The sequence below is a fragment of the Enterobacter sp. MGH120 genome (genome assembly GCF_001037725.1).
GTDB classification, from domain to species: domain Bacteria; phylum Pseudomonadota; class Gammaproteobacteria; order Enterobacterales; family Enterobacteriaceae; genus Enterobacter; species Enterobacter hormaechei_C.
Genome location: NZ_KQ089940.1, coordinates 4416568 through 4441716, shown reverse-complemented (window position 1 = coordinate 4441716; position 25149 = coordinate 4416568). Strand labels below are relative to the sequence as shown.

The following is a 25149-nucleotide window of genomic DNA, read 5'->3' as shown; positions in this document are numbered from 1 at the left end:
TGCCAGCGGTTCGGCCTCGCTCCCCTTGGGTACATGGTCATCCTGATAAGCCTCACTAACTGACATAACTGTGATGTAGTCGCCAGAGGCTCCGCTTGTTGTCTTACCACCAACGGGGCTTTATGGATTCTATTGCGGTATGTTTGAAAGTGCGCGGGGGTTCATTCCCGCGCGTCCGGCGCTTTATGGTAAGTATTTAAGTATTTCTGCTGCCCAGTTTACACGGTGGATGACACGGGCATGGTGCAAGTTTCCGTCTAGTATTTCGGCTTTAGTTAGCTGGGATAACTGCTGCCAATTATTGTTAAGTATATAAGTTGCGTTATTACATTGTGAGCTTTCTAGTACGTAAATGTTTTGGCCTGTGAACCCAAATATTACGTAGCCTTGGAACCCAGCTTGCCCAACCGCTACGAAATCTGGTTTTTTACTATTGATAAGTTCAAGCCTGCCTTCAACAACAGCGGTATTGCCCTTTCCCCTGATCTTAATAGCTGAAAGGATTTTTGAACCGATAGTACTCCAAGGCTGTTGACCCTGAGGCAGGAGGCTCCAGTTTAGTTTTATAGATTTACTTTTAACGATGGTATTAAGTTGGTCGTCAACAGTTTCGCACAACCCAAAAAGCTCTAAAAAAAGATTAATGCAGTGAGCCACTAACTCTTTGTTGTTAGCTGTCAAACTTAGCTTTGGAGAGATGATCAACTTCTCCCCTTGCAGATTCTCTACAATCTTTAACTCTATGCTTGGTGGAGGGGTGAGGATTCTCTTGTAGCGCTTATACTCAATTTCACGAGTGTCAGTAACTTCTTGAGTTGCGCCCCCTCCGATCCATTGCTTTCTAGTCCATGAAATTTGTCTGTATGCAGTTTCTTTAGGTGCTGTTTTGTCAGGTACTGATTTGCCATTAGCATTGAATCTGGTTATTGGCCCTAAAATTTTGGGGAGGACTTCTTCACCTAAAGCTCTTTGACTTGAGAAACCAATAGAGTCCGTTTTCCCCGCATCTGGCAAAGAATGTGCAATGTAGATATCTCGGCCATCAAAGTTAGGTATGTAATTATCAATATTTCGAATACGCTTTTTCTGAATAAGCATGGATCGTTCCTTTTGATTTTATCTTACTGTTTACATAACCAACCAAGCCGGGCACAATCGAGCCGTTAGAAACGATAGTGAGGCTAACAATCGTTATGAGTTTGCAGACTCATGGCGGTCATGCTTCATAGACCGGATTCACGCAGGTGACTCCGGTTTTTTTATGCCCATCATTTATACATGGGCACAACATATAGGGTGTGTTAATAAGATTAACCCCTACATGTTCAGCATTCTAGTTAGGATTCTTTGCAGTACAAGGGTTGATTTTGAGGTTAAATTGAGGTTGTCAAAGGGAAATTTCGACCAACCCTACGTGCCGTAAGGCTTAGGCTGTATGTCAATGTTTCAAAAAAAAAAATGAAAATTTGATCGAGTGCTGATTTCTTTAGCACGAGAACATGAGATCGAACCAAAATATTGCAAAGTTTTGAACAAAAATTGAACTGCCTCGTGTCTCCATAGCCAAGACGAATGCAGTTTAAATAAGCTAAGTCAGCTCTCAAGAGTCCTTTATGACCCGAACCAAAAATTGTACCTCTTAAACCCCCACCGCAAGCGGCTCTCCGGGGTTTGTGCGCATGGAGTAATGCGGTTGTACTGGGTATGTGCGCACAACCCTCTACAAGCCGCATTCTACCGTTAGCCTATAGCTGAATCCCCGGCTTGAAAAATTGCACGCTTATGGTTGCCCCTCCCTCAACGGTTAAGGCTTCAACTTCCCCCGTGCGCCTCTCCCAGCCGAAGGCTGGGCGGGCTGTATATTGATTTGCCTTCCTCTGTGGCGTTTATGACCCTGTTTCGCGTTCTGAGCGTGAGGCTGTGGGTTAGGGTTACTCTTCTCTTTAAACGCTAAATCACTCCTGAATCTCCACTGTTAAAGCACTTTGCGTTGATGCTGAGTGCTGCTCTTGCCTGTTGTTATTGTTTTGGTTTTGGTGTCATCAATCGTTCGATTCTTGCTACCTTCCTGAGTGATTACTATCTGGTGTCATCAATTTAGGGTTTGACTAAATGCGACCATCAGTGCAATGATGCTACCGTTTTGTGATACCAGACGGGAGAGGTGAAGCATGAGGACTTTTATCTACTGCCGCGTTTCAACACGCGAGCAGGATACGCAGAATCAGGTGCTGGCTATTGAGCGTGCCGGGTATAAGGTGCCTGAAAGCAGGGTAATCAGCGAGGACATTTCCGGCAGCGTTCAGGCTATGCAGCGCCCTAAGTTCCGGGCGATGGTTGAGCACAAGCTGGAAGCGGGAGATCAGCTTGTCGTGCTGAAACTGGACAGGCTGGGGCGTGACAACATCGATGTGCAGCAGACCATCGACATGCTGTTAGAACGCGGCGTGAAGGTGGTGTCTCTTGACCTGCCTGCGCGTGATCTGACTTCATCTGAGGGCAAGCTAATCCGCCAGATGTTTGGAGCCTTTGCTGAGTTCGAGCGAAACCGTATCCGTGAGAGGACGCTGGACGGGCTGGAGAAGGCGAAAGCCAATGGCGTTAAGCTGGGACGCAAGGAAGCCACCGACACCACTCAAAAGGTGCAGGAGCTGCGCAGTGAGGGGCTGTCTCAATCGAAGGTAGCGAAGCGTCTTAGCATTAGCGTGAGCACCGTTAAACGCCACTGGAACAAGGGCGAGGGATGATGGCCTACAGCCAAATGAGGTGTCAGCACTGGCCGTTACTGGGCTGTGGGTGATGGATGACCTACAGCTTTTGTATTGATATCAGATAGTTATGTTATGCGTGATGTCGTAATGCTATGATTTGTAACGTGTTTTCGTTTTACTCGCGGCTCTCGATGTGAAGAGGTGGCGGGGCTTTAGCCGTGCCAGACGATGAGCATCGAGATCAGATTGTGAAAGTGATTTATCACTGAACAATTCCCGGTTGGGGGCGGGGAAGGGATTCAACGCTAATTTATTCAAGATGCGGTTAGGTTGACTAAGATTTATACAGACTCATCATTATTAGGTTTACTTATCCAGATCAACTTTATTAAGTACCACTTATAATTCTTGAATAAATTATCTATGAAGGTTCTTATCTGGTGTCATCTCCTAGATGGCAAGTGCTGCGCCTCAGTGACGCCGCTTTGCCTAAACGCGGAGACGTTCCGCCGTCTCCACACCTCTCAACGGTGCAGTGCTTACGCCTGCTTGCACTCACCTGTTCGGCTCATTTATCAGTCGCCGCCTGCTGCTGTGCTTCTCTTTCGCTTTGCTCTATGCGATGCTCGGTACTCATCGCTTACCCGCTCGCCGTACTGGCTACAGGTCGGGAGTTATGTAGTGGGATGGTAATTTAAAGCGGTATTACTTAAACAGCTAATTGCTGAGATAGTAATGATTATTGAAATAGAAGAAAGGATTGAATTATTACAGGGAGAATAAATAGAAAATACTAATCCAGATAAATATTAAATGTATTATTCATATTCAGCTAGGTAACTGTTCTAACTGTTATACAGCGTATCTTCGTTCGTAGCGCTCAATCACTCATCATATTCGATGACAAGTCATCTCATACTCTTCGTTCTTCGCCGACTGGCTTACCGTTCGCTACGCTCACTGCCAGTCGCTCACTCCGATACAACTTCTTAAAACCATTATACAAATAGCTGTCAAGAAATTTAAAGCTGATAATTCCGATCAATTTTAATCTATTGATCTGTGAAAGTTATAGGTAATAAAGATAACCGTTTAACTGACTGCATTTATTAATAAATTTAAAAGTGTCTATATTGTAGGAAAGAGCTACGCCAAGAACCAATTTCACATCCCTAATACACCTACCTGAAATTGCCTGTCGCACCAGACGCCACAAGGGCTGTCCGGGGTATGCGTGGATGAAAGTGACTACAAAGGGAAGGCAAGCCCCGGATAGCATTCTTGACTTGAAAGCTACTATATTGGGAAGGCTACCGACCGATAAGGGTTACTAGTGTGGGAAGATGAGACCACAAGCCCGCCCTCGCGCTATCCCGCTGCATTGCCTGTTGCGCCTGAGTTAAATCCAAATCACTGGATGAAGATCACTACTAAAGAGGGACGGAACACCGACGCCGCCTCAACCGCCACCGCCACACTTCCGGCGCTTCCGTCCTGCGCCCCGTTCTAAACTCACCTTAATTTCTGGAGCTTACATCATGGTTGATTTACGCCACATGAATTCACGCCTGCAACTGGAGCTGGCAACTGCTGCCGCCGAAGCGTTAAGCACGATTAGCGCCACGCCGCAACAACTGGTCTGGAGTGAAACTGTTATCCCGCATTACGTGCGCTGCGCTGTCACGGACAAGACGGTACAGGGAGCATTCCACAAACGTCTGCGTGTGTATTACTACAATCCCGATGGTTCCGTTATGACCTTCCGCGCATGGCGAAAGCTGCACGGCGTGACCAAAAAGAGAGGTGTCCACCGCCGATACATCTGGCGGAAAGCTGCTTGATTATTTGACTGGAGATTTCAAACATGCCCACGAGATTGAACCGCCTGCTTGCGCTGGCCGCTGACGCCGAACCGCTGAACACTGCGCCTGCGGATGCTCAGCAACTGGTTGCGGATAAGATAGTTGTATCGCGTAACAAGCAATGTCCTGTAAAGCGTAAACCCATACAGGCTGCGTTTAATACGGAGTCACAAGAATTTTACTTTAACGCTGACGATTCTGTTATGTCGTTCCGAGAATGGAAAGAGGCTAACGGAATCGGACGCAAGACACACGCCCGCCGCGCTGATGCAGGGTTGCGCCAGATTATCCAGCCGGGCGATGCAATCCACTGCCGCCGCGCTGAGCTGGTGATGTGGCTAAACAAAAAGCCTGCCCGGTACGCCGAGCCGCTGCCACCAGATTTCCCCGGTGTTCGCGTAGACGATGCCGCATTGAAACCGCGTGAGCACGCCATCCCGGAAGCGACCACGGGGCAAAACGCCTTTCTTAAAGCCTGTCGCGAGTTTCTGATTTGTGATGAGAAGACCATCCGCCGCATCAATCGTGGCATGAGCAAGCTGGAGGCGATGCGCCACGCTGACTTTGACACCCTCGGGGATAGCCCGGAGTTTCACCAGCTATGGGGCAGTGAGCTGAAATCCACTAAGGACAATTTCAACACGAAGAACCAACACTGTGACGTTGGCGGCGCTGACCTGCCGCCGTCCATCCCGCCGCTGGTTACAGCGCCGTACAGGTTCCGTGAGCTGGAGCAATGCGACCGCCCGGCATTCGTACCGTTACCGCCGCCAGATGGTCATGACTGGCGACCCGGTCAACTCGACGTGGCCGCCGCTGTGTTTGCCCGTGACCGCGATATGTTGGCCGTACTGCCGACCGGGTACGGAAAGACGGCTGCATTCACCTATGCCCTGCAATTTGAGTCTGATGCTGGCGAAGGTATGACCGTTATTGTCGTGCCGACGAACACTATCAAGCAGCAGGTGCTACAGCAGTTAAGGGAGGCTGGCGTTCACGCTGTGGCATTTGGCGATAAACTACCGAAGCGGCGTAATGCGCAGCAACTTGCGGGGTTGGCTGCTGGTGCTTTCCGCGTCGCAGTCGTTTCGCCTGAACATCTGGTGCCGGGTAGTCAGGTGCTTGCCGCGCTGATGGCCGCTGGTGCGGACAGATTTATCATTGACGAGGTGCACACCGTTGATGAATGGGAGTTCCGGGACGCTTTCCCTGCAATGAAGCACACCCTGCAAAATGCCTTCCCGGATGCTCAGCGGTGCGCGTTTACTGCGACCCTGCGAAAAGGTGATGAGTCTGGCTTGATGAAAGAGCTTGGCTGTCGTGGCGAGTTCCTCACCTACCGCGCCAGTGCTGCCCGTGAAAACATCCAGCTTATTCCTGCTCAGCAATGCGTAACTCCGCGCCGGGCTGCCGTTGGTCTGGTCAATGCGCTGCCGGAGAATGAAAAGACATTGGTGATGGTGGACAGCATAAAGATGCTGTATGCGTATCTCAACGAACTGGGAGACCGTGCCCGGCCTTATCATTCTGACGTTGAGCGACTGAGCCGCGATCAGCGGCACGCCAACGCAGAGTGGTTCTCCAGCACGCCCGGCGCTGTTCTGGTGGCGACCAAAGCCTTTGGCCTCGGAGCCGATATTTCTGACGTGCGTAACGTAATTGTCACTTATGTTCCGGAAGACCTGCCCGATTTGGTGCAAATGGTTGGCCGTGCCGGGCGCGATGGTCAACCTGCCCGTGCTTTCATACTCTGGTCATCGTTGGCGCTGGGGGATGCGCCTGATGATTTGGCGGCGTTGTACCAGCCCCACAATGCTAACTGGGGTTACATCTCCCGCTTCCTCTGAGCTAACTGGCTCGCCTGTTTAATTTCCTCTCTGGAGAATCCACATGCCTGATGAAACCGTGCAGCAACGCGCGGGGCGTTCTGACGCCCTGATTAATGCGCAGCTCGCTTACGCCCTGAACGGGTATTCATTTGATGGGTTGGCCGAACGTCATCGCAAGACCCTTAACCGGGAGGCCATCCTTCGCGAGGTGTCCACGCCGCTGGAGCGATATTGCCTTTTGAATGATTGCGAACCGTGGGAGTGTCTGGCCGCTGTGCTGAACCGCATGAAAAGGCCGGATGGCTCACGTTGCTGGAAAGCTGTCCGCCTGTCTGAGCGGGTTTTTAATGGTCGAGTGCATCCAGTGCGCAAGACACCTGATGAAGTTTACGCCGCCATTGCCCGCCGTTTATTTCTGCCGAAGCCCGTGCATCAAGAAGTGATACAGCACATCCGGGCGCTTGGCCTGTTACCAGTTGGAGATAACCATTAATGACCAAAACCGAGTTTGAAGCTGGGACATGGGATATGCGGTGCCTGTTGCTGGAGGCGCTGACCCGCCGCCTGAAAGAGGACTCCGCTGGAGAATCCCGCATGGCTGCTGCCGAGCTGTCATCCTGCGTGAACTTCCTCAAGCAAAATGCCGCCGATGCGCCGGACGCATCTTTCAATAACGTGTTCCCGGAGGATGACAACGAATGACGCCGCACCAGTTTAGAGCGTGGTTTAACTCGCTGCCTGAGAAGTACCAGAAGCAGGCCAAAGCCATGTACGACAACGCCCGGCGCGGCGGTGGTATCCATACCGCATCCAGCCTCGCTTTGATTAAAGACCTTGTAGAAGATTCGATTAACTTTGATGGAGAGTTCCAGTATGACAACCACCAGTAACGCAACCCTGACCCTGCGCGATATTCAGCTTATCAATAAACTGAGTATTGTTGACCACCTGAACAACGATGAAATCTCTTCTCGCACTGGTTTCAGCCCGAGCGACATCGACCGTGTAATCCGTGGCGTCTATGTCGATGACTTGGCCGAACAGTGGAAAGACGATGCTGATATTACTCTGGCTGAATACAACGCCATCCGCAGCCGCTATAAGCCCGGCAAGCTGCACCGTGATACGGAATTTATGATTGCCCGCGATACGCTGATTCGCCCTGAAACCGTGCTGGCTATCGCTCATTCCAGATTCCAGAACGCCCACACTCACCCTGCGCCGAAAGCCGTTAAAGTGAAGCCGGAGAAAGCGAAAGCCATGCGCAAGCTGGTGCCTTCTGATTTGGATGAAATCCACAAGTTAGAGCGCTTTGGCTGGCCTGTCGCTGACATCGCCCAAAAGCTGGACGTTCCGCCAGAGGTGATCGCTTTCGTTAACCGCTGCTTAAAGAGCCGCTGGCCGTATGGTGACATTCTGGAAAATGTTAATGCGAAATGGGGAGCCGAGTGATGGAAGATAACGACATCATTCACCCTGCAATTGACCCGACTCAATACGTCAACCTTGACGAGATGCGGGAAGGCTACGCCCCTGTTAAGCCGCAGGGGTGGGACATCCTGACGCAGAATCTCCGAAGTGAGGCCGCACCCGAACAGCCAGTCACCGCCCGTGGACGCCGCCAGCGTCCGCGTGGCTCCGCTGGCGAGCGCCGTTGGCTACGCCGTCACGGGCTTATTTAACTGAGGATTATTTCATGAGCACCATCATTTTAATGGAGCCACGCCGCGCGGCTGATTGCGGGCAACAACTGAAATTCATTGCTGACGCCTTGAATCTTCGTCAAATCGACTTGGCTCGTGTGTACCAGATCGACAGACAAGATCTCGGCAAAGCGTACCACGGACAGAAGATGATTCCTGCCCGATGCGTACATGCGCACATGCTTTTACTTGAACTGGCGCACCGCCGAGTTACATCACAAGAGGTTGCATAATTATGGCTGACAATCAAAACCCTTATCTCGCTGCTGGCGCTGATGCTGCATCGCAGCAATCGCCATACATGGCTGCACCTGTTGGAGCTGACAATGGGGCATCCCGCTTTAGCTCTGCGCCTGCTGATGCTGATTTCCTCCGTACCCAACCCGTTAACGGTAATGATGGCGGCCAATGGAATAATAGCAATATTGCTAATCAGCAAGACCAGAACGCGGACAGCGCCGGGGCGCAGGTGGGCGATACTATTCCCCTGATGGATGGAACAGCTATTGAGTACACCGCCGAGCTGCAAGGATTGATGGGGCAGTTTCACCAGTCTATAGAAAGCCAGCTCGGGCACGGAACAGTTGACGCTATGTTGCAGTACGCGGGCACGCTTGACGCCGGGACGCAATCCACCCTTGAACGTATGGTTATGTCTGGCGACCCTGCGCAGATGCAGCGGGCTGTTCAGTACCTGCAAGAGAGGATGGCCGCAGGCACTGCGACTGGTTATGTCCCGTCGCAGGGGAACACATATGGTCAGCCCGCCGCGCAACCTGTCGGAATGTCACACGCTGAATTCATCGCGGCGTACGATGCGCTGAATCAATGGGCTGCACAGACTGGCCGGGGTGCTGGCACGCGAGAATACGACCAGCAGTATCATGCGCTGGTTGCTCAACGCAGCGCCGGGAAGCGTGCCGGGCGCTAACTGGAGAATTCCATATGTACGATGAGAATAGAATCCGAGTCCTGACCGAGGTAGAGAAACAATCTCACTCGGTCGATAGCATTCTTTCCATTCTGCTTGATAAATACCCCAGCACCAGCCCCGACCATCTGACGCGTGTCGCTGAATGCCTCGTTACTTTTGGCTGGGGTGTTGCTGAATACGATGCGTACCGCGCCGGGATGCTTGGCGAAGAGAAGCGCCAGACGATGGTCGCTTGGTTTACTGAGCGGAATTCCGCGCAACGCTGGGCTGCCTGATTCCGATGCCAGCGCCTGACGGTGCATTGTGGGCTGCAAGTCCGACTGGACACCTGACCCTGCGAATTTACTACTTACTGTCCACTAATCGCTGAGAGCCGCGCCAATTCTGGCCTAGCAAAGCCAGTTTCGGGTACTCGGAGACTTTTCTATCAATCTGCTTTAACCCTGATTTTCCATCTCTCTGAATCCTGCCACGGCGGGAGGATTACGCACGCCTGCACCATGACGATGGCGCGGGCTTCATCAACCTACGTAGGAGTTTTGTTTATGGCTGATACTTCGTACAGTCCCGATCTGTTTCGCCCACATTATGGCGGGGTGGAATCCGACAATGATATTCACATCGAGGCTTATGACCGGGATGTCCAGACCCGTTTAGAGTCCAAATCCGTATTTCTGGCCGAGAGGCTGTCTACATACAGGCCGCTGAAAGCCAGCAACCAATACCGCATTGATCGCCTGAGTGGTGATCTTGAGGTGAAGGGCAGAACAGCAGGGCAATCGCTGGAGCCTACCGCCGTTAAGTCGGACAAGTTGGTTATCTCTGTGGATACGCTGAGCTATATCCGCATCCCCATTGACTATCAGGATGACTGGACTGCACCCACCTTTCGCGCAGAGCTGAGCCGCAATATCGGTACTGCTCACGCTAAATTCTACGACGAAGCGCACGCCATCCAGCTAATCAAAGCGACTGACTTTGTACCACCGCCGACACTGCAACCAACGTTTAACCCGTTGACGGATAACGTTGTCTCGCTCGACCTGACAGCGGGGAGCGAAGAAGACGCCGCGAATGAGCTGGTTAGCGCTATTAAAGCTGCTGTTAATCGATTCCTGACTGAGAAAGATATTCCGGTGGCGGAGCTGGTACTGCTTATCGACCCGGCTTGGTTCAGCATCCTGATGGAACATAAGAAGCTGATGAACGTCCGTTACAGCCGGGATAGTGGCAACGATTACGCATGGCGTCGTGTTGGCTATGTCGCTGGGGTGCGAGTTATCGAGCTGAATAGTTACCCGCAGGAAGCCATTACCGGACATGAACTGGGCGCTGATTATGACGTTACCGCAGAGGAAGCGCTGACGAGGGCGACGCTGTTTAAACCTTCCTCGGTACTGTTGACGGTCGAAGCGCAGAGCGTCATTAATCGCCAGTGGGATGATGAACGCGAAATGACGATGGTGATGGACTCATATCGCCTGTTCAACGTTGGGCTGCGTCGTCCTGATTGCGTTATCAATTTCCGACAATCTGCGTAACTGGAGGGGCTGAGTCATGGTTAATGATGCTTACGCCCCTGAGCTGCTGCGATCCCTTTTCCTGTATGACCCGGTTACAGGTCGCTTGTGCCATAAAGCTAACCGACGCCGGGTTAAGGCTGGCTCCTATGCTGACTCCACCCGGCGAGCTGATGGCTATCGTCAAGTTGCCCTGCGACTTGATGGCAAGCAGTACCAGCTAAAAGCCCATCGCGTGGCGTGGATTCTTGCGCATGGCGCTATTCCTCACGGTAAGCAGATCGATCACATCAACGGTATCCGTGACGACAACCGCCTATGCAATCTGCGTTTGGTTACGCAGCGGGAAAACGACCAGAACCGACGCAAGGCAAGGGGATATAGCTGGAATAAAGGCTGTAGCAAATGGGAGGCTTACATACGCGTTGACGGTGTACGCCATCACCTTGGCTTATTCACATCCGAAGCGGCGGCACGTGCTGCGTACCTGAAAGCTAAAGCCAGATACCATCCCTCAACACCAGCCGATTTGTTGCAGGCTGCCTAATCCCCGGAGGTTCCATTAATGGCTGATGAAAAGCCGATTAGAGCGCTGGCAGATGATGACCCACGTCGCCAGCGGTACGCTGAACTGTTGGCGCAGGCTGGCCGCATGACTATGCCCCGACTGCATCCGGGCGATGCTAATAGTGTTATGAGCCAACTTGCGACGATGCTTGGCGCACCTGTCCCGATAGTCGGCGCTATGACGGAGCATGCCGCTGCATGGCGTGCCTGTCTTCTGGAGCAAGGACTTGGTGATCTTCTGGATGGCTTGAGTAAGCAGGTGCTGACCGTCTTCTTTCTGCTCTGCTGGAGAGACAGCGCCTTGCGATTGGCGGGTAAGCAAAAGGAACGGCTTACAGCGGCCAGCGAGGGTTTGACCATTGAGCAATACCGGGCAATGCACCCGGCTTACAGAGAGGATAAATAAGATGATAACCACGATTAAGCTGAGGTGGCGGTACATCGAGCCGCCGCCAATGACTGGCGCACTTGCTGACCTGAAACAATGGGTAATTGATGCCGGAGAGCCTGAGCTTGAAGATGAATTTCGTAAGCTGCTGGGGCTAATGCGCCGCAACGGTATCAGTGACGAACGTGTTAATGCGATGGCTGATGAGCTTTATGTTCTGGTTTGCCAACGCCAGCGCGAAGAATACGAAGCCTGCAAGCGGGCCGCGTCTGACAATGGAGATTTTGAATCATGGTTACACGGACAGACCAGCTACTAAGAAAAGCTATGAGGGGCTATCTGGAACACCTTGGCAACATGCCGCTGGCGGAACGGGTTACAAATGCTGCTGTATTCGAAGATGTGTATCGCTTTTTGTTGAATGGCTCCGGGCGGCTGGAGCTGCGCCGCGCTGACGTGGCTGCCGTCCGTGTCTTCCTTTGGAACTATCAATACCGCCGCTGTGCTGTGACAGGTAAGCCGCTGCGCCTTGCGTCTGCCGTGCTGGATCACTGCCACCGAACCGGGCGCGTGCGTGCTGTGGTGCATCGATCTGCTAACGCTGCCGAGGGAGGCCATTATGCAGGAAGTTTATGTGGGCTGACCCACGCCAGTATGAGCGTAATGTTGGTAAGTTACCGACGCCAATACAAGGGGATAGGAGTTATCTATCCCCATAAAACTGAGCAACTTACTTAGCTGGGCTTAAGTTCATTGTACTAGCCTACACATTAGAGATGCGTAGGCTAGGCAGAATGTGTCTGATAACTAGCACTTCCACTCTTAAAAACATCGTTGTATAGTTTTTAAACTGCGTTTTAGGATGATGCTTATGTACAAGAGATGGGTTGCGTGGGGGTCTGTTTGCATAGTTGTTATTGCGCTTTTGGGAACGGTTCAGTTACCAACGTCTGAAGATATAACCTTCAATAAGCGTTTACTTCAAAATATTGGGGTGCTTAGCTCTCTACTTTCTGTAGTTGTATTAATCATTGTGGCTATCTTTCTATTAGATGGCATGATGAATCGAAAATATTCGTTTAAAGTTGAACGGCTTAGTTTTGGCGGTTTAAATATTCTTTTTGATAACTCTGATGCCCTTTTTATAAAGTCTATACAGAATTTTCTCGACACGAAAAGGACGCTTTTTAAAATAAACGTCCAGCAGGATGCTTTTGATGAGGTATTTAATTCTTATTACGAGGTCTATCAATTTATTCGTGTTGAGATGCGAGTTCTGAATATTAAAAGGAAAAAAGATCTTGAGTTATATATGTTGGCGAATACTATGCTCAAAAAACTAAATGCATTTCTGACTGAGCACCAAAATAATTATAGGCGCTGGCATAAGTATGTCTCAGATAAAGATGAAGTTAAAATTGACGAGAAGCCTGATGGTGAAGCAATTGTTCTTAGGTATCATCTGACGCCAATCGGTAAAATTCAGACTTACTATTATCATTTTAATAAACTTGTTAATGATTTTACTGATCTGAATAAATTCTTTCAAGATAGTGTTGCCAGCAAGTTTAGTATTGACATGGATAAATGGAGCAACTAATGCATAAAACATTTCTAAGTTATCATCATGCTAATGAACAGGATTTAAAAGATAGTATAATAGAGACATATGGCGGGGAATCTTTTATCGATAAATCCGTAAGCGACGGTGACATTAGTACTGATGTAAGTGAAGAATACATCATGCGTAAGATACGCGAGGAATATCTAGCTGATACTACAGTTACTGTTGTGCTTATCGGGAGAGAGACAGCCCAACGTCCATTTGTGAATTCAGAAATTCAGGCATCTCTATGGGGAGAAAATCCAGCGGGATTGATAGGTGTCGTCAGAGATGAAATCTGGAATGAAGTTTTTACCGATGCTGTATGTTCTGATTTTCGCTGTAACTGTGGAGTGAGTTTAAGGCAGATTTCTACTGGTTATACACTATATCTTCCTTATCTGGTGCAAGGTAATCATCGTTTTCAAAAAACAGTTCCGCATTACACTGATGAGGAAGTGTATTGTGCAGTGGTAAGGTATTCCGATTTTATTGCTGATTGCGAAAAATATATTGATGAAGCATTTAATAAACGAGCAATTATGAATCCTGCTGTTAAAAGAAATGCAGATACAGTTCCTGCTATCCGAGCTAAACTTAGACTATGGTAACGATTGGCTGCGCTTGAGTTAACAGCGCAGCCATAGTCAAATAATTTAAGTAAAAAATAATTCAATTCGCAAGTTTTTTATTTACCTGATGTCTTTATATGACAACAATTCGACGTATCTTTTTAGTTCAATCGTTGAGGCGCTATTTCTTGAATAGGTTTTGAAACTTTCTGTACTTCCGCGCTCATGGCCTGCTAGTAGCGCGATTCTATCCTCTGGCACTTGAGCACGGTCGAGCTGTTGCACAAAAGCATGGCGGAGTGAGTGAAACACTTTTCTCTCTGCGGCAGGTTCGCCAAGCGCTTTACGCTTTGCTCGCGTGAATTGCTGCGTATGCCACGTTGAGCGCTTCCCATCGGCTCGGTCTGTGATTGAGGCGTGATAGAACAGAAAACCGCTATGTGTGTTTTTGAGCAACGATTTCACGAGGGGGATTAGCTTACTGTGTACAGGGACGATTCGCGCCGCGCTCCTGGTTTTCCCCTCGGTGATTTCAAAGCACAAAACGCCCTCGATGGTTTTAATACTGCTCTCACGCAGCGTACATATTTCATTGATCCGCATACCGCTGTAAGCACCAATAGCCGTTACCGCCTTCATCTCGTCATCAAGCAAGGTATAGACCTTTGCCAGCTCTCCCGGTGCGAAGACTTCATAGCTGACCTTGCTGCTTTTGGCTTCGAGTGCATGACCACGCCAAGGATTGTCCTGTGGTGCATCGTGATAGCGATTGCGTGCCAGATCCCATATCTGCGCCAGTGCGCTTATATAGTTCTGGATGGTTTGCGGCGCTCGCTCAGTTTTGAGCTTATCTAACCAGCCTGTAACTATGGTTCGGTTAATATCCCGCAACTGAATATCTTTCTTTTTCAGGTGGGTTAACAGCACCTCTACGGCTTTGTTGGTCTTGGATAGCGTGGTCAGCTTTCTCTTCTCGCTGTATTGGAGAAGATACAGATCGCGCATTTTAAGTAGGGAAGGGCAAGCCTGAACCGATGCACCAAATGATGCGGGGGCTTCCTTGGCGTACACACTGACACGCCGTAGTTCATCAATTATTTGATCGACGGATGAGCCTCCTTGTGGCTTTAGTAGATTCCGTAAGCGAGTCCATTCCAGAGCAATAGCATCCCGAAACAAACGCGCTTGACGTATGTCTCGTGTCCCTGTGCTTTTCATAAAGTAGCGCTTCCCTTGGAACAGGTGGCGCATGTAGCTGGGGATAGCTATCCGCACGAGGTAATTCCCGCAGGGATCTAAAACTAGATAACGATCTCTCTTGAAACTCATACAAACCCCTGTTATGTTGTCGGGGCTTTTTCATGGCTAAACAGTCTGTGAAATGTGCCGGGGTTATGAGTTTTAGTCTAGCTAGTTCAAAGAGTTAACAATGATTCTTGAAGCAAGCTAAGCCGCCTAAACCCGTGCCGGTTCGAGTCCAGCCTTCTACTCATCGTCTAAACACCTCTCTACGATGCCACTCCACAAACCCTTCCTCAGGATAATTCCCTTTCACCATAGGCAACGCAATCTGCTTCCCGGCAAAATCCCAGAAAAGCCGTCCAACAATCCCGCCCCCATTCACCGCCTCAGATACCAGCACCCTCATATTCCCATCCAGCCCAATCGATCCTTTATCAAACGCCTTATGATGAATCGCACACAGCGCCAGTCCGTTCGGGATCTCACACGGCCCGCCAAACTGCTTCCACTTGATATGCGCAGCTTCGAGTCCAACGGAGGCGTTATCATGTCGCATGTTAAATCCGCAAATAGCACACTCGTAGTTATAAGCACGCAGCACCTGCTGACGGAACAGCGGATCGCGAACCTTACGGATTTGCTGGATATCAAAACCCATCTCATCCGCGATCTCTTCCTGAATGCTTTCAGGAAAGTGCGCTTCAAGGATCTGCTGTGCCAGCGAGCCGATCAGGTTTTTGTTCTTACTCAGCAACGCAAAGTGTTCTTCATCAAACCCGCCTGCAACGTTATGTTCCACAAGTTCTTTAACAGGTGGTTGTTTACTGCCAGTAGTTGAACAGAACTCAGTATTCTGAAGATCCCAAAACCCGTCCCTCTTGAGCCGCCAGAAGGGCATATTTGGGTAATGCGCCTTCCGCTGTGGGCCAAAGCGTTCTAACAGGCTAAGCAACTGCTCGTGGACCTCAGTACCGTAATCAAACAGTCGCGCATGCCCCTGCTGATAGTTCGCCAGCACGTAAAGAAGCAATAATGGCTTATGCGGCGCTCGCTGTTCACCTTTGCGCCAGATAGTGATGTCGGCAATTGCCTGTTCGAGAGTTTTGCTGGAAGCCATCGCGTTACGGAAGAAGGTAAATAATTGCGATGATGCTCGCAAAACCCAGACCGATCAACCCGCAATCAACAAAAACATGACCTTACCGCAAAGAACTCTATTTCCTGAATCCCCCTCGCAAATTCCAAATTTACCCCACACCAAACCGCTGTATTTATATTCAGTCCTGTATAATAAGCACCAGAAATTACGCCGAACGGCAAAAGGAAGTATCAAAGAATATTTAAAGAAGAATTCGCGATATGAAGGTGCTGCAACACCCCCATACCGCTAACCACAAACAACTATGAAGGAGTTGAAAATGGCTGCGACGAATTTTAAGCCAGAGTTTACTGTTTGCAAAACAGAATCAGACGCTTTCACCGGCATGATTGAAAACCGCGAACTGGTGCGCAAAAACAGCGCCCGCCGACTTCACGGCAACCAGTTCAACGCGGCCCCCGTCCATCCCCGCGCTGAGACGCCGCAGGACAGTGCCGCTTGCTGCGAACTTTATTCCCGCATAGATATGAAATACCTTCTGCTGGGCGGCGAGTGGTTAACCCGTGCGGGCTTTATCGACGGCATGCCCGTAAAAATCCGCGCCATGAAAGACTGTATTGTGATTACGCCACAACATACAAGAGAATTATGGGGATGCCTGGAAGGCATGAGCGTGGTGAATATAAATAAAAAGAAAGTGGCGCAGTGGTTGAAGGCCTTTCCGGGAGCGCTGAATGATACAGGCGATATACCGGCTGTTAAGCGTGGAACAGGGCAGGCGATGTCGGAGTAACTGTGCTTCCCATCTAATGTAACGCTTGAAGCAATAAAACGGGCATGTCATCTCATGCCCGTTTTAAGTAAAAATCAATCACGCTTAACCTGCTCTTTCACAGCCTTAACCAGCGCAGCGTGAAGTTTGCCGACGGTTAAATCACATATAACAGGTTCGGGTATGCCACGTATCCAGCGGATAAACCGACAGATGCCAAAAAAGTCTATGCCTTCACCCGTAAACAGATACTCATTCTCTGCGAGAGAGAACGTTTTCCTGTAGCCATCTTCTTCCGTGGCAAGCTGAACGCCAAACGCTTCTTCGCAGTCTTCCAGTAAGTCTTCGCCGTCCATACCGCAAATATGCAAATCGGCCTCAATCAACGTATTGCTATCGATAGGTTTACGATGCTCACCTGATGAGTTTCGAACAACCTCAATGACTTGAGAGAGTGTGGGTTCCATCATGATGCTCTCCTTTAAAGCGGTAGAAATCATCGCCAGCGCTTCCCGGCGACGTTCCGCTTGGTCGGACCGACAAGCACAACGTTACCCCGGCCCGAGAAATTTTAAAGTCGGTTCAGGCTATCGCCATATGATTCCAGGCATCTCTGTAAACTATATTCCCGTCACAGTGTTTCCAGGTGATTGCTTCATATCTTAGCTCGATTGTCTCTGTATGCGTTCCTGTTCCAGAACCCGGGAACAGATTGGGCGTAATACCCGTGATTTTTACATTCTCCAGGATAATGTTGAAATATTCTCTCTCGATTCCTGCATCATCAATTTGATACATTTTGATCGTAGCCGATTTTAGCGTTTGGTTTTCACACAGTGCCCTGATGAGAACCGGTGTTGTTTTATCAAACTCTTTCTGAACGGCAATTGGTGTATGTACACGGGTACCTGTTAGTCGGCCTGTATTTCCACTCACAGGAATGGTGAGGTGATGAGCGACCGCCTTTAATTCAATAGCGCCTAACCTACCGGACACCATGGAACCTCCTACGACTGGTGAGCCATTAGCATCGGTTAACCAAAGATATGCTGGATTTGACATGATTATTCCTCATCTATATTTACAAAAGAAGGTAGGCGTAACATCGCCACGACCCATATGAATAAGCCAATGATTTTCAGCGGCCATGGTTCAAGGACAGCTATACAAGCAAATGCACCGATGATCAGTAAGGGGCCTGATAACACATCCAGGATTCCGCCAAAAATATGCATCTTTACTGGCAGTAATTTATTCATTACTAATGAAATAAGGTAGGCACTTAAGGTAATGATGCAAAAGGCGATTGTTTTATCACGCCAGGTTTCGAATTCAACCCAGCTAAGGATATAGGCTAAAACTAAATATGAGCAAAGAAGCAGGTTTATCATTGGGGTGATAAACTTACTCATACGATCCTGCCGTAGTATGTGCAGTTAGTTTTTCATTAACTTTCTTCATGATTTGATTAAATACAGGTTTTCCTTCTGAATAACCTGCATGGATAGCATCTACGAAAGGCTGGACGGCATCAGCGAACAGAAAATAAAGTAAGTCATAGTCTCTTGGTCTCAGAAGTTGATATACTTCTGGGGCTTCTGCTTTGAGTCTGTCAGATGTTCTTATTGATCGTTCAGCCATTCCACCAAACAAAAGGAGTGTGCTCAGTGCCGTGATTGGGTGACTTTTCCCTTTGAAAACAACAAACGTGAAGGACGTCCTTTCAATAACATGCTTTGCGATTGTTGATGCAATAATATTGGTTGATATTCTACCTGCAATTGAAGTCGTTACAGATCTGTATATTTTATCCTGCTCCTCCTCGGTTAAATATCTATTGAATGCTTTAAATATAACGTTAACTGCGTTAACTATGTTCTCGTAATTCAAAATGTCGTTTTTTATGGCAGTCATCATTCTTATACGTTGAGTTTCACGAGCATACCTGGTATCTGTGTCAAAGATTCCGTAAAACAGATATCCATAATCTAACGGTACAGATAGCCCTCCATTTATAAGCCCAGTAACTGTATCAGGAGAAGCGATTATGTTGCATAATCTCCGGGCTATATCTTCTACATCAGCCATAGTATCCCTTCAAATGTATTATAAAGGGTAATATCAATGTGATATTAATGTAGATAAAGCAATTAATTATATCTAAACGACGAATTAAGAATTATTGGCGGAATTAATATTATATTAAATGAGATAATAAGCGGCTTTGTGCTAACAGCACGCACTCCACCGCCCAACCTCAATCAACTCACCTCATCAAAACACCGGCACCCCCAGCCCAACCTTCACCTCCCTCAACGTCTCCTGCGTCACCCCCTGCGCCCATTCGGTCCCGCGCTTCAGCATCGCCATCAACTCCCCCTTATCCCGCATATACATCGCCCGCCGCTCCCGCATTGGCGCAATCAGTTCCTGCAAACACGCCTCCAGCTCGTTCTTACACACCCTGTCGCCCAGCCCGCCCGCCTGATAATGCGCCTTCATCGCCGCTACTTTCTCCTTGTCCGGATGAAACGCGTCGAGGTACGTAAACACCACATTCCCCTCAATCTGCCCCGGGTCGCTCACCTTCAGATGGTTCGGGTCGGTGTACATGGCGCTGACCGCACGATGAATCGTCTCTTCGCTGGCCGAAAGGTGCAGCGTGTTGCCCAGCGATTTTGACATCTTGGCGCCGCCGTCGATGCCGGGCAGGCGGCTGGTGTCGCTCAGCATCGCCTTGCAGTGGCGCAGCACCGGGGCGGGCAGCAGGCTGTTCATCTTGTGCACAATCTCGTTGGTCTGCTCAATCATCGGCAGCTGGTCGTCGCCGACGGGCACGCACTCGGCCTTGAACGCGGTGATGTCCGCCGCCTGGCTGATGGGGTAGGCCATAAACCCGACCGGCAGCGAGCGGGCGAAGCCTTTCTGCACAATCTCGTTTTTCACCGTCGGGTTACGCTCCACGCGGGCGACGGTGACGATGTTCATATACAGCATCGTCAGCTCTGCAAGGGCGGGCAGGGCGGATTGCAGGCAGATCGTGGTCAGGTTCGGGTCGATGCCGGCGGCGAGGTAGTCGGCCAGCACTTCGGGGATGTTGTCGCGAATTTTTTGCGGGTTGCTGCCGTTGTCGGTTAGCCCCTGAAGGTCAGCAATCAGCACAAACTGGTTGTGCGTCTGCTGAAGCGCCACGCGCTGGCGCAGCGATCCGACGAAATGACCGAGGTGCAGCGGGCCGGTTGGGCGATCGCCGGTGAGAATGGTTGGTGCGTTCATAAAGACTCCTTAACGTTGTAATGCCGAAAGGGGTCTAAGATGTGAGAAAGCCGCCTTTCGGCGGCTATCTGAAAATGAGGAAAACAACTCCGTGCCGCCTTTAAGAAGGCAGCCACCAGCGGTTTACGGTGAGCACGGCGTGGTTTATGTTCATAGAACTACAGTATCATAATTATTGAACAATTCAATTGCATCCTTCTCTACTTTAAAATGGTTACGATAAGGTTTGCCAAACCCAAGCCTACAGCTACGATTATAACTAACCTTAACTGCTCTATCTTTTTACGCTGTGATATGGCTTCTACTTGCAATGTTTTTATATAGTTTAATGCTGTATCAACATTTCCATTTTGCGTATTTGGTGTGACGTCGACCGTCTTAATATTCTCAGCATGGTTGGCGAGTACACCTCCTCCGGCTCCGGCACAAACAAAAAAAGCCATTTGAGTAAATATAGCAAGGTTCTCGTTGAAATCAGGGGTCATTAAGTCTTTATAGTTTTTTTGGAACAGTTCTGGAATTCCTAATCCCATGAATATCCCAAAGAAAATGAGAGAAACCCCTTTTTCAACGCGCGAAAGACGCTTGCTTTCCAGAAGTGATATAAATGCTAAAAAAAGCCCACCCAACAAAAAAAGCCATGCGGTTTCAAGGCTGGTATACCGCGTTATACTACAACCGATAATTATTAAGAAAAAAGAAATTATGAATGTCTGAAGATTACTTAAACGGTATTTTATGATTTTTTTCATTTGGTTATATGTCCGAGGTATATGATAGCGAGTATCATATAACAAGATCCTCTGCATCTACTGCTGTCAATTATGGGGGGGGGCTAAATATGGAGTTCACTTAATGCAAATTACTCCGAAATGCTTTTGAAAAGGCTCTGTAGAGGTAAGATCAATTAACTAAATTTCAGTCATGCGGGGCACGTCATGCTGCAATCACTCAACCACCTGACCCTCGCGGTCAGCGACCTGCAAAAAAGCGTCACCTTCTGGCACGAGCTGCTGGGGTTGACGCTGCACGCCCGCTGGAATACCGGGGCCTATCTCACCTGCGGCGATCTGTGGGTCTGCCTGTCGTACGACGAGGCGCGCCAGTACGTGCCGCCGCAGGAGAGCGACTACACCCACTACGCGTTTACCGTGGCGGAAGAAGATTTTGAACCGTTCTCGCAAAGGCTCAAGCAGGCGGGCGTCACCGTCTGGAAGCAGAACAAAAGCGAGGGGGCATCGTTCTATTTTCTCGACCCGGACGGGCACAAGCTGGAGCTGCACGTCGGCAGCCTCGCCGCGCGGCTGGCGGCGTGTCGCGAGAAGCCCTACGCGGGCATGGTGTTTACCTCAGACGAGGCTTGAGGCGCGCACCTTCAGCCTGCCCGCCAGCGTCACGTGCGTGGCGGCATCTTCCTGATTGCACAGGTACTCCACCGCCAGCCGTCCCAGCTCGCTGTAGGGCAACTGGATGCTGGTCAGCGGCGGGGTGAGCTGCTCGGAAATCTTCTGGTCGTCGTAGCCCGCCAGCAGCATATCCTGCGGAATGCGCACGCCGTTCACCGCCAGCGCCTGGTAGCAGCCGATCGCCAGCCAGTCGCTGGCGCAGAAGATGGCGTCCGGGCGCTCGGCCAGTTCCAGTAGCGAAGCTGTCGCGGTAAAGGACTCGCTGAACTGCCAGTTGGTCTGGCGCACCAGACCGTCGTCGCACGCCAGTCCGGCCTGCTGTAATGCCGCCTGGTAGCCCGCCAGACGCTGGCGCGAGGCCTCCATCCAGCTCTCGCCGGTGATGTGGGCGATGCGCGTGGCGCCGCAGGCGATGAGGTGTTTAGTGACCTGGAAAGCGTTGGCGTAGTCGTCCGGAATAAACGACGGCAGCAGCGGCGAGCCGGGGTCGCGCTGGTTGAGCAGCACCAGCGGGATACGGGTGCAGTCCTGGAAGGCCGTCATATCGACGACGTTCGTGACCGGAGAGGCAAGGATAATCCCGATGCAGTTGCGCTTGTCCAGCTGGCGGATGATGTTCAGCGCCAGCTCGATGTCGTCGCCGTAGTCGTAGACGGTGAGCAGGGTCTCGTTGCGCCACGCCGCTTCCCGCGCCTGGCTGATGGCGTCGATAAACGGGTCGAAGCTCTGCATGGAGCTGACCAGCAGGGCGATCTCCTCCTGGTTGCGCGGGGCGTGAACGGCGGGGAGGCGGTCGTAGCCGAGCTCGGTGGCGACGCCAATCACCCGCTGGCGGGTGTCGTCGCTGAGCTTGATGTTGCGGGACTGGTTAAGCACCAGCGATACCGTCGCCTGCGACACCCCTGCCGCCCGCGCAATATCGTTCATCGTCACTTTTGTTTTTCGCTTCATCCGTCCTCTCCCTTTCGCGATTTCGCATCATACCCTAACCGCACGCTTTAGCGCCGTCGATCACGTTTCTCATCCATCGAAGCGTGAACTTTGTGAGAGGCGTCGCTTTTCTGAGCGCCACGATTTGCGCATTTATTCTGCGACTAATATTTATTAGCTAAATATTATCAGCAAGAGGATGCGTAATGAAAGAGCAGTGGAGCAGGGAGCAGGCACAGGCGTGGTATCAGCAGAAAGGCTGGCTGTGCGGGTTTAACTATCTGCCGTCGACGGCGGTGAACTGGACCGATATCTGGCAGGAAGAGACCTTCGATGCCGACACCATCGACCGCGAGCTGGGCTGGGCGGCGGACGCGGGCTATAACACCCTGCGCATCAACCTGCCGTTCATCGTCTGGGAGCACGACCGCGACGGGCTGATGGCGCGCATCGACCGCTTTTTGACGATTGCCGACGGTCACGGGTTCAGCACCATGCTGACCCTGATGGATGACTGCGGCTTCTCCGGCGACGAGCCGTACCTCGGCCCGCAAAAGCCGCCCGTACCGGGCAAGCACAACAGCCAGGCGGCAGCGAGCCCGGGACGCGATAAGGTGTGCGATCGCGACTGCTGGCCACAGATTGAGCGCTATATCCGCGACGTTGTGCGCCAGTTTCGCGAGGATAAGCGCGTATTGCTCTGGGATCTGTATAACGAGCCGGGCAACCGCGGCATTTTCGCGACCGGCACCGAAGAGGTGTTGTACGACGAGAAGCTGGAAACCTGCGCGCACGAGCTGATGAAGCAGGCGTTCCGCTGGGTGCGTGAGGAAGACCCGACCCAGCCGCTCACCGTCTGCGCGTGGCGCCTGCCCGCGGAAGAGGAGGGCGAGACGTTTTACCAGCACCCGCTGGACCAGACCGCGCTGGCGCTGTCAGATGTGGTGAGCTACCACGCCTACACCAATACCGGGCGCATGACGGCGATTATCCAGCAGCTTCAGGCGCTGGGCCGCCCAATCTTCTGCACCGAATGGCTGGCGCGTCACGTGGGCGGCACCATCGAAGAGCAGCTCCCGCTGATGTACATGGCGAAGGTCGCGCCGTATCAGTGGGGGCTGGTGCGCGGTAAAACCCAGACCTGGCTGCCGTGGCCGGTAGTGATGAAGGAGTCCACGGACTACTGCCGCCTGTGGTTCCACGACGTGTTTGAGGAGAACGGTATCCCGTTCTCACGCGTTGAAATCGCGCTGATGAAGAAGCTGCGCAAAATCGCCCCGAATCCGCAGGGCTGATAATAATGACCCGGCGCGCTGTCGCCGGGCAACCAGGTACGCACTATGGCAATGACAATGAAAATACCGTCTCGCGAGTTGTGGTCTTACTTTGGCTATGGTTTAGGTCAGTGTTTTAGCTTTGGTTTAGTGGGTTCGTTTATTAACTATTTTTACACCGACGTGCTGGGGATCTCGGCGCTGGCGGCAAGCACCATCTTCCTGATTGCCCGCGCGTGGGACGCGGTTCACGATCCGCTGTTTGCCAGCATTATGGACACCATTAACAGCCGGTTCGGCAAGTTTCGCCACTTTTTACTGATCGCCCCGCTGCTGATCACCGGGGTCACCCTGCTGGCGTTCTATAAAATCGAAGCGGACATGACCACCAAAATCCTCTACGCCGGGGTGACGTATATCCTGTGGGGGACGCTGTACGCCATCTCCGATATCCCGTTCTGGTCGATGTCATCGGTGATGACCAACGACTCCGGCCAGCGCACCCGCGCGGTGACGGCGGCGATGCTTGGAGTGAACGCCGGGATCGCCTGCGCCAACATCTTCTTCCCGAAGCTGGCGGCGTTCTTTGCCCAGTACAGCAACGATAAAGGCTACTTTATGGCGGCGCTGGTGATGATGCTGGTGGGCCTGCCGCTGATGCTCAACGGCTTTATGCAGATCAAAGAGCGCGTGCCGCCGAGCCCGGAAAAGGTGACGATGCGCGACACCTTCCACAACCTGCGCCAGAACAAGCCGCTGTTTATCGTCCTGCTGTCGTTTTTTTTCTGCGTGTTCCATAACGTGGCGGGCGGTCTCTATATCTACTTCTTTATCAACAATATGGGCGACGGCAGCCTGCAAATGGCAATTGGCGTGATGGGGATAGTGGCGGCGGTGCTGTGCCTGGTCGCCCCGCTGCTGACGCGCCGGATGCAGAAGCGGAAGCTGTTTATGATCCTCTGCGGGCTGGACGTGGCGGTGCGCGTGGTGATGTGGTTCACGGGCTATCAGCACACGGCGTTGCTGTTTATCCTGCTCGGCCTGAGCACGCTGTTCGTGATGATGACCAACATCCTCACCTCGTCGATGATTGCCGACACCATCGAGTATGCGGAGTATCACACCCACAAGCGCTGCGCGGCGATCACCTTCTCCGGGCAGACCTTTACCGGCAAGATGTCGGTGGCGGTGGGCGGCGGGCTCATCGGCGTGTTTCTGACGATGATCGACTATGTGCCGCAGGCGCAGTCACAGAGCGACAGCGTGCTGGCGGGGCTGTTCTTCGGCATTTGTTTGTTACCGGCGATAGGCTCGCTGATCCGAATGGGCTTTATGTCGCGCTTTAACTTTACCGAGGAGAAGCATGCGGAGATTTGTCGGCTGCTGGCGGAGCGGAATGCGTCTGCGAAAGCGCCGGGTGGCGGCTGCGCCTTACCCGGCCTACAGGACCAGCCCTTGTAG

32 protein-coding genes are annotated in these 25149 nt (G+C 51.2%); 22 read left to right on the top strand and 10 right to left on the bottom strand.

The window, feature by feature from the left end; genetic code table 11:
* Window positions 1–183: 183 nt before the first annotated feature.
* Window positions 184–1098 (bottom strand): hypothetical protein, encoded by a 915-nt coding sequence (locus SK54_RS20760; RefSeq protein ID WP_000908169.1) that lies wholly within the window; start codon window positions 1096–1098, stop codon window positions 184–186.
* A gap of 1073 nt (window positions 1099–2171) precedes the next feature.
* On the opposite strand from SK54_RS20760, the gene SK54_RS20755 reads away from it, so the two are divergent.
* The 18 genes from SK54_RS20755 to SK54_RS22270 all read left to right on the top strand — a co-directional run bounded on the left by SK54_RS20755 (window position 2172) and on the right by SK54_RS22270 (window position 13728).
* Entirely contained in the window at window positions 2172–2747 is a 576-nt protein-coding gene (locus SK54_RS20755; RefSeq protein ID WP_048247889.1) for a recombinase family protein, read from the top strand.
* Between the two features lie 1502 nt (window positions 2748–4249).
* Complete coding sequence (locus SK54_RS20750) at window positions 4250–4552, top strand: hypothetical protein (RefSeq protein WP_032174593.1); 303 nt, start codon at window positions 4250–4252, stop codon at window positions 4550–4552.
* 23 nt (window positions 4553–4575) lie between these two features.
* Window positions 4576–6420 carry a DEAD/DEAH box helicase gene (locus SK54_RS20745; protein WP_032174594.1) on the top strand — a complete coding sequence of 615 codons (1845 nt, stop codon included), beginning with the start codon at window positions 4576–4578 and terminating at the stop codon, window positions 6418–6420.
* A gap of 43 nt (window positions 6421–6463) precedes the next feature.
* Entirely contained in the window at window positions 6464–6895 is a 432-nt protein-coding gene (locus SK54_RS20740) for a hypothetical protein (RefSeq protein WP_032174595.1), read from the top strand.
* Window positions 6895–7104: a hypothetical protein gene (locus SK54_RS20735; RefSeq protein WP_032174596.1), complete on the top strand. Its 210-nt coding sequence runs from the start codon at window positions 6895–6897 to the stop codon at window positions 7102–7104. The genes SK54_RS20740 and SK54_RS20735 overlap by 1 nt, the downstream gene beginning before the upstream one ends.
* Window positions 7101–7292 (top strand): hypothetical protein, encoded by a 192-nt coding sequence (locus tag SK54_RS20730; protein WP_032174597.1) that lies wholly within the window; start codon window positions 7101–7103, stop codon window positions 7290–7292. Before SK54_RS20735 ends, SK54_RS20730 begins: the two co-directional genes overlap by 4 nt.
* Window positions 7276–7854, top strand: a complete 579-nt coding sequence (locus tag SK54_RS20725) for a hypothetical protein (protein WP_048247887.1) — start codon at window positions 7276–7278, stop codon at window positions 7852–7854. The genes SK54_RS20730 and SK54_RS20725 overlap by 17 nt, the downstream gene beginning before the upstream one ends.
* A complete protein-coding gene (locus SK54_RS20720) occupies window positions 7839–8084 on the top strand; it encodes a hypothetical protein (RefSeq protein WP_228337397.1) in 246 nt (81 codons plus the stop codon). The genes SK54_RS20725 and SK54_RS20720 overlap by 16 nt, the downstream gene beginning before the upstream one ends.
* Window positions 8085–8098: 14 nt before the next feature.
* Entirely contained in the window at window positions 8099–8338 is a 240-nt protein-coding gene (locus SK54_RS20715; protein ID WP_032174601.1) for a hypothetical protein, read from the top strand.
* Window positions 8339–8340: 2 nt separating this feature from the next.
* The gene (locus tag SK54_RS20710) at window positions 8341–9036 is read left to right on the top strand and encodes a hypothetical protein (RefSeq protein ID WP_048247884.1); all 696 of its coding nucleotides are present in this window, start codon (window positions 8341–8343) and stop codon (window positions 9034–9036) included.
* Between the two features lie 14 nt (window positions 9037–9050).
* Complete coding sequence (locus SK54_RS20705) at window positions 9051–9314, top strand: hypothetical protein (RefSeq protein ID WP_048247882.1); 264 nt, start codon at window positions 9051–9053, stop codon at window positions 9312–9314.
* Between the two features lie 270 nt (window positions 9315–9584).
* Entirely contained in the window at window positions 9585–10580 is a 996-nt protein-coding gene (locus tag SK54_RS20700) for a phage capsid protein (RefSeq protein WP_032174740.1), read from the top strand.
* Window positions 10581–10596: 16 nt separating this feature from the next.
* Entirely contained in the window at window positions 10597–11106 is a 510-nt protein-coding gene (locus SK54_RS20695; RefSeq protein ID WP_032174607.1) for an HNH endonuclease signature motif containing protein, read from the top strand.
* A gap of 18 nt (window positions 11107–11124) precedes the next feature.
* On the top strand, window positions 11125–11532 hold the full coding sequence (locus SK54_RS20690; protein ID WP_048247880.1) for a hypothetical protein: 408 nt from the start codon (window positions 11125–11127) through the stop codon (window positions 11530–11532).
* A 1-nt stretch (window position 11533) separates the two neighbouring features.
* A complete protein-coding gene (locus SK54_RS20685; RefSeq protein WP_007798620.1) occupies window positions 11534–11833 on the top strand; it encodes a hypothetical protein in 300 nt (99 codons plus the stop codon).
* Complete coding sequence (locus SK54_RS22275; RefSeq protein ID WP_075550067.1) at window positions 11806–12252, top strand: endonuclease domain-containing protein; 447 nt, start codon at window positions 11806–11808, stop codon at window positions 12250–12252. Before SK54_RS20685 ends, SK54_RS22275 begins: the two co-directional genes overlap by 28 nt.
* A gap of 133 nt (window positions 12253–12385) precedes the next feature.
* A complete protein-coding gene (locus SK54_RS20675) occupies window positions 12386–13114 on the top strand; it encodes a hypothetical protein (RefSeq protein WP_048247876.1) in 729 nt (242 codons plus the stop codon).
* Entirely contained in the window at window positions 13114–13728 is a 615-nt protein-coding gene (locus SK54_RS22270; RefSeq protein WP_023293398.1) for a TIR domain-containing protein, read from the top strand. The genes SK54_RS20675 and SK54_RS22270 overlap by 1 nt, the downstream gene beginning before the upstream one ends.
* Before the next feature lie 81 nt (window positions 13729–13809).
* Here SK54_RS22270 and SK54_RS20670 read toward each other — a convergent pair whose 3' ends face one another.
* Window positions 13810–15018, bottom strand: coding sequence for a site-specific integrase (locus SK54_RS20670; RefSeq protein WP_048247875.1), 1209 nt, complete (start codon window positions 15016–15018; stop codon window positions 13810–13812).
* 160 nt (window positions 15019–15178) lie between these two features.
* On the bottom strand, window positions 15179–16048 hold the full coding sequence (locus SK54_RS20665; RefSeq protein ID WP_048247873.1) for a phosphorothioated DNA-binding restriction endonuclease: 870 nt from the start codon (window positions 16046–16048) through the stop codon (window positions 15179–15181).
* Window positions 16049–16349: 301 nt separating this feature from the next.
* Between SK54_RS20665 and SK54_RS22265 the strand changes: the two genes are divergently transcribed.
* A complete protein-coding gene (locus SK54_RS22265) occupies window positions 16350–16823 on the top strand; it encodes a SymE family type I addiction module toxin (RefSeq protein ID WP_075550066.1) in 474 nt (157 codons plus the stop codon).
* A 74-nt stretch (window positions 16824–16897) separates the two neighbouring features.
* Here the strand turns inward: SK54_RS22265 and SK54_RS20655 are convergent, their stop codons facing one another.
* The 6 genes from SK54_RS20655 to SK54_RS20630 form a co-directional block, all read right to left on the bottom strand.
* Complete coding sequence (locus tag SK54_RS20655) at window positions 16898–17269, bottom strand: hypothetical protein (RefSeq protein WP_048247968.1); 372 nt, start codon at window positions 17267–17269, stop codon at window positions 16898–16900.
* A 115-nt stretch (window positions 17270–17384) separates the two neighbouring features.
* A complete protein-coding gene (locus SK54_RS20650) occupies window positions 17385–17864 on the bottom strand; it encodes an Hcp family type VI secretion system effector (RefSeq protein WP_047726434.1) in 480 nt (159 codons plus the stop codon).
* Between the two features lie 2 nt (window positions 17865–17866).
* Window positions 17867–18214 (bottom strand): hypothetical protein, encoded by a 348-nt coding sequence (locus SK54_RS20645; RefSeq protein ID WP_048247871.1) that lies wholly within the window; start codon window positions 18212–18214, stop codon window positions 17867–17869.
* Window positions 18207–18890, bottom strand: coding sequence for a hypothetical protein (locus SK54_RS20640; RefSeq protein ID WP_048247868.1), 684 nt, complete (start codon window positions 18888–18890; stop codon window positions 18207–18209). Before SK54_RS20640 ends, SK54_RS20645 begins: the two co-directional genes overlap by 8 nt.
* A 186-nt stretch (window positions 18891–19076) precedes the next feature.
* Window positions 19077–20078 (bottom strand): tryptophan--tRNA ligase, encoded by a 1002-nt coding sequence (gene trpS / locus SK54_RS20635; protein WP_048247866.1) that lies wholly within the window; start codon window positions 20076–20078, stop codon window positions 19077–19079.
* A 200-nt stretch (window positions 20079–20278) separates the two neighbouring features.
* Window positions 20279–20830, bottom strand: coding sequence for a hypothetical protein (locus SK54_RS20630; protein WP_032634092.1), 552 nt, complete (start codon window positions 20828–20830; stop codon window positions 20279–20281).
* Window positions 20831–21016: 186 nt separating this feature from the next.
* Between SK54_RS20630 and fosA the strand changes: the two genes are divergently transcribed.
* A complete protein-coding gene (gene fosA / locus SK54_RS20625; protein ID WP_048247864.1) occupies window positions 21017–21442 on the top strand; it encodes a FosA/FosA2 family fosfomycin resistance glutathione transferase in 426 nt (141 codons plus the stop codon).
* Here fosA and SK54_RS20620 read toward each other — a convergent pair.
* Entirely contained in the window at window positions 21428–22435 is a 1008-nt protein-coding gene (locus tag SK54_RS20620; RefSeq protein ID WP_048247862.1) for a LacI family DNA-binding transcriptional regulator, read from the bottom strand. The genes fosA and SK54_RS20620 overlap by 15 nt on opposite strands.
* Before the next feature lie 185 nt (window positions 22436–22620).
* Between SK54_RS20620 and SK54_RS20615 the strand changes: the two genes are divergently transcribed.
* The gene (locus SK54_RS20615) at window positions 22621–23709 is read left to right on the top strand and encodes a cellulase family glycosylhydrolase (protein ID WP_048247860.1); all 1089 of its coding nucleotides are present in this window, start codon (window positions 22621–22623) and stop codon (window positions 23707–23709) included.
* 45 nt (window positions 23710–23754) lie between these two features.
* A complete protein-coding gene (locus SK54_RS20610; protein ID WP_048247858.1) occupies window positions 23755–25149 on the top strand; it encodes an MFS transporter in 1395 nt (464 codons plus the stop codon).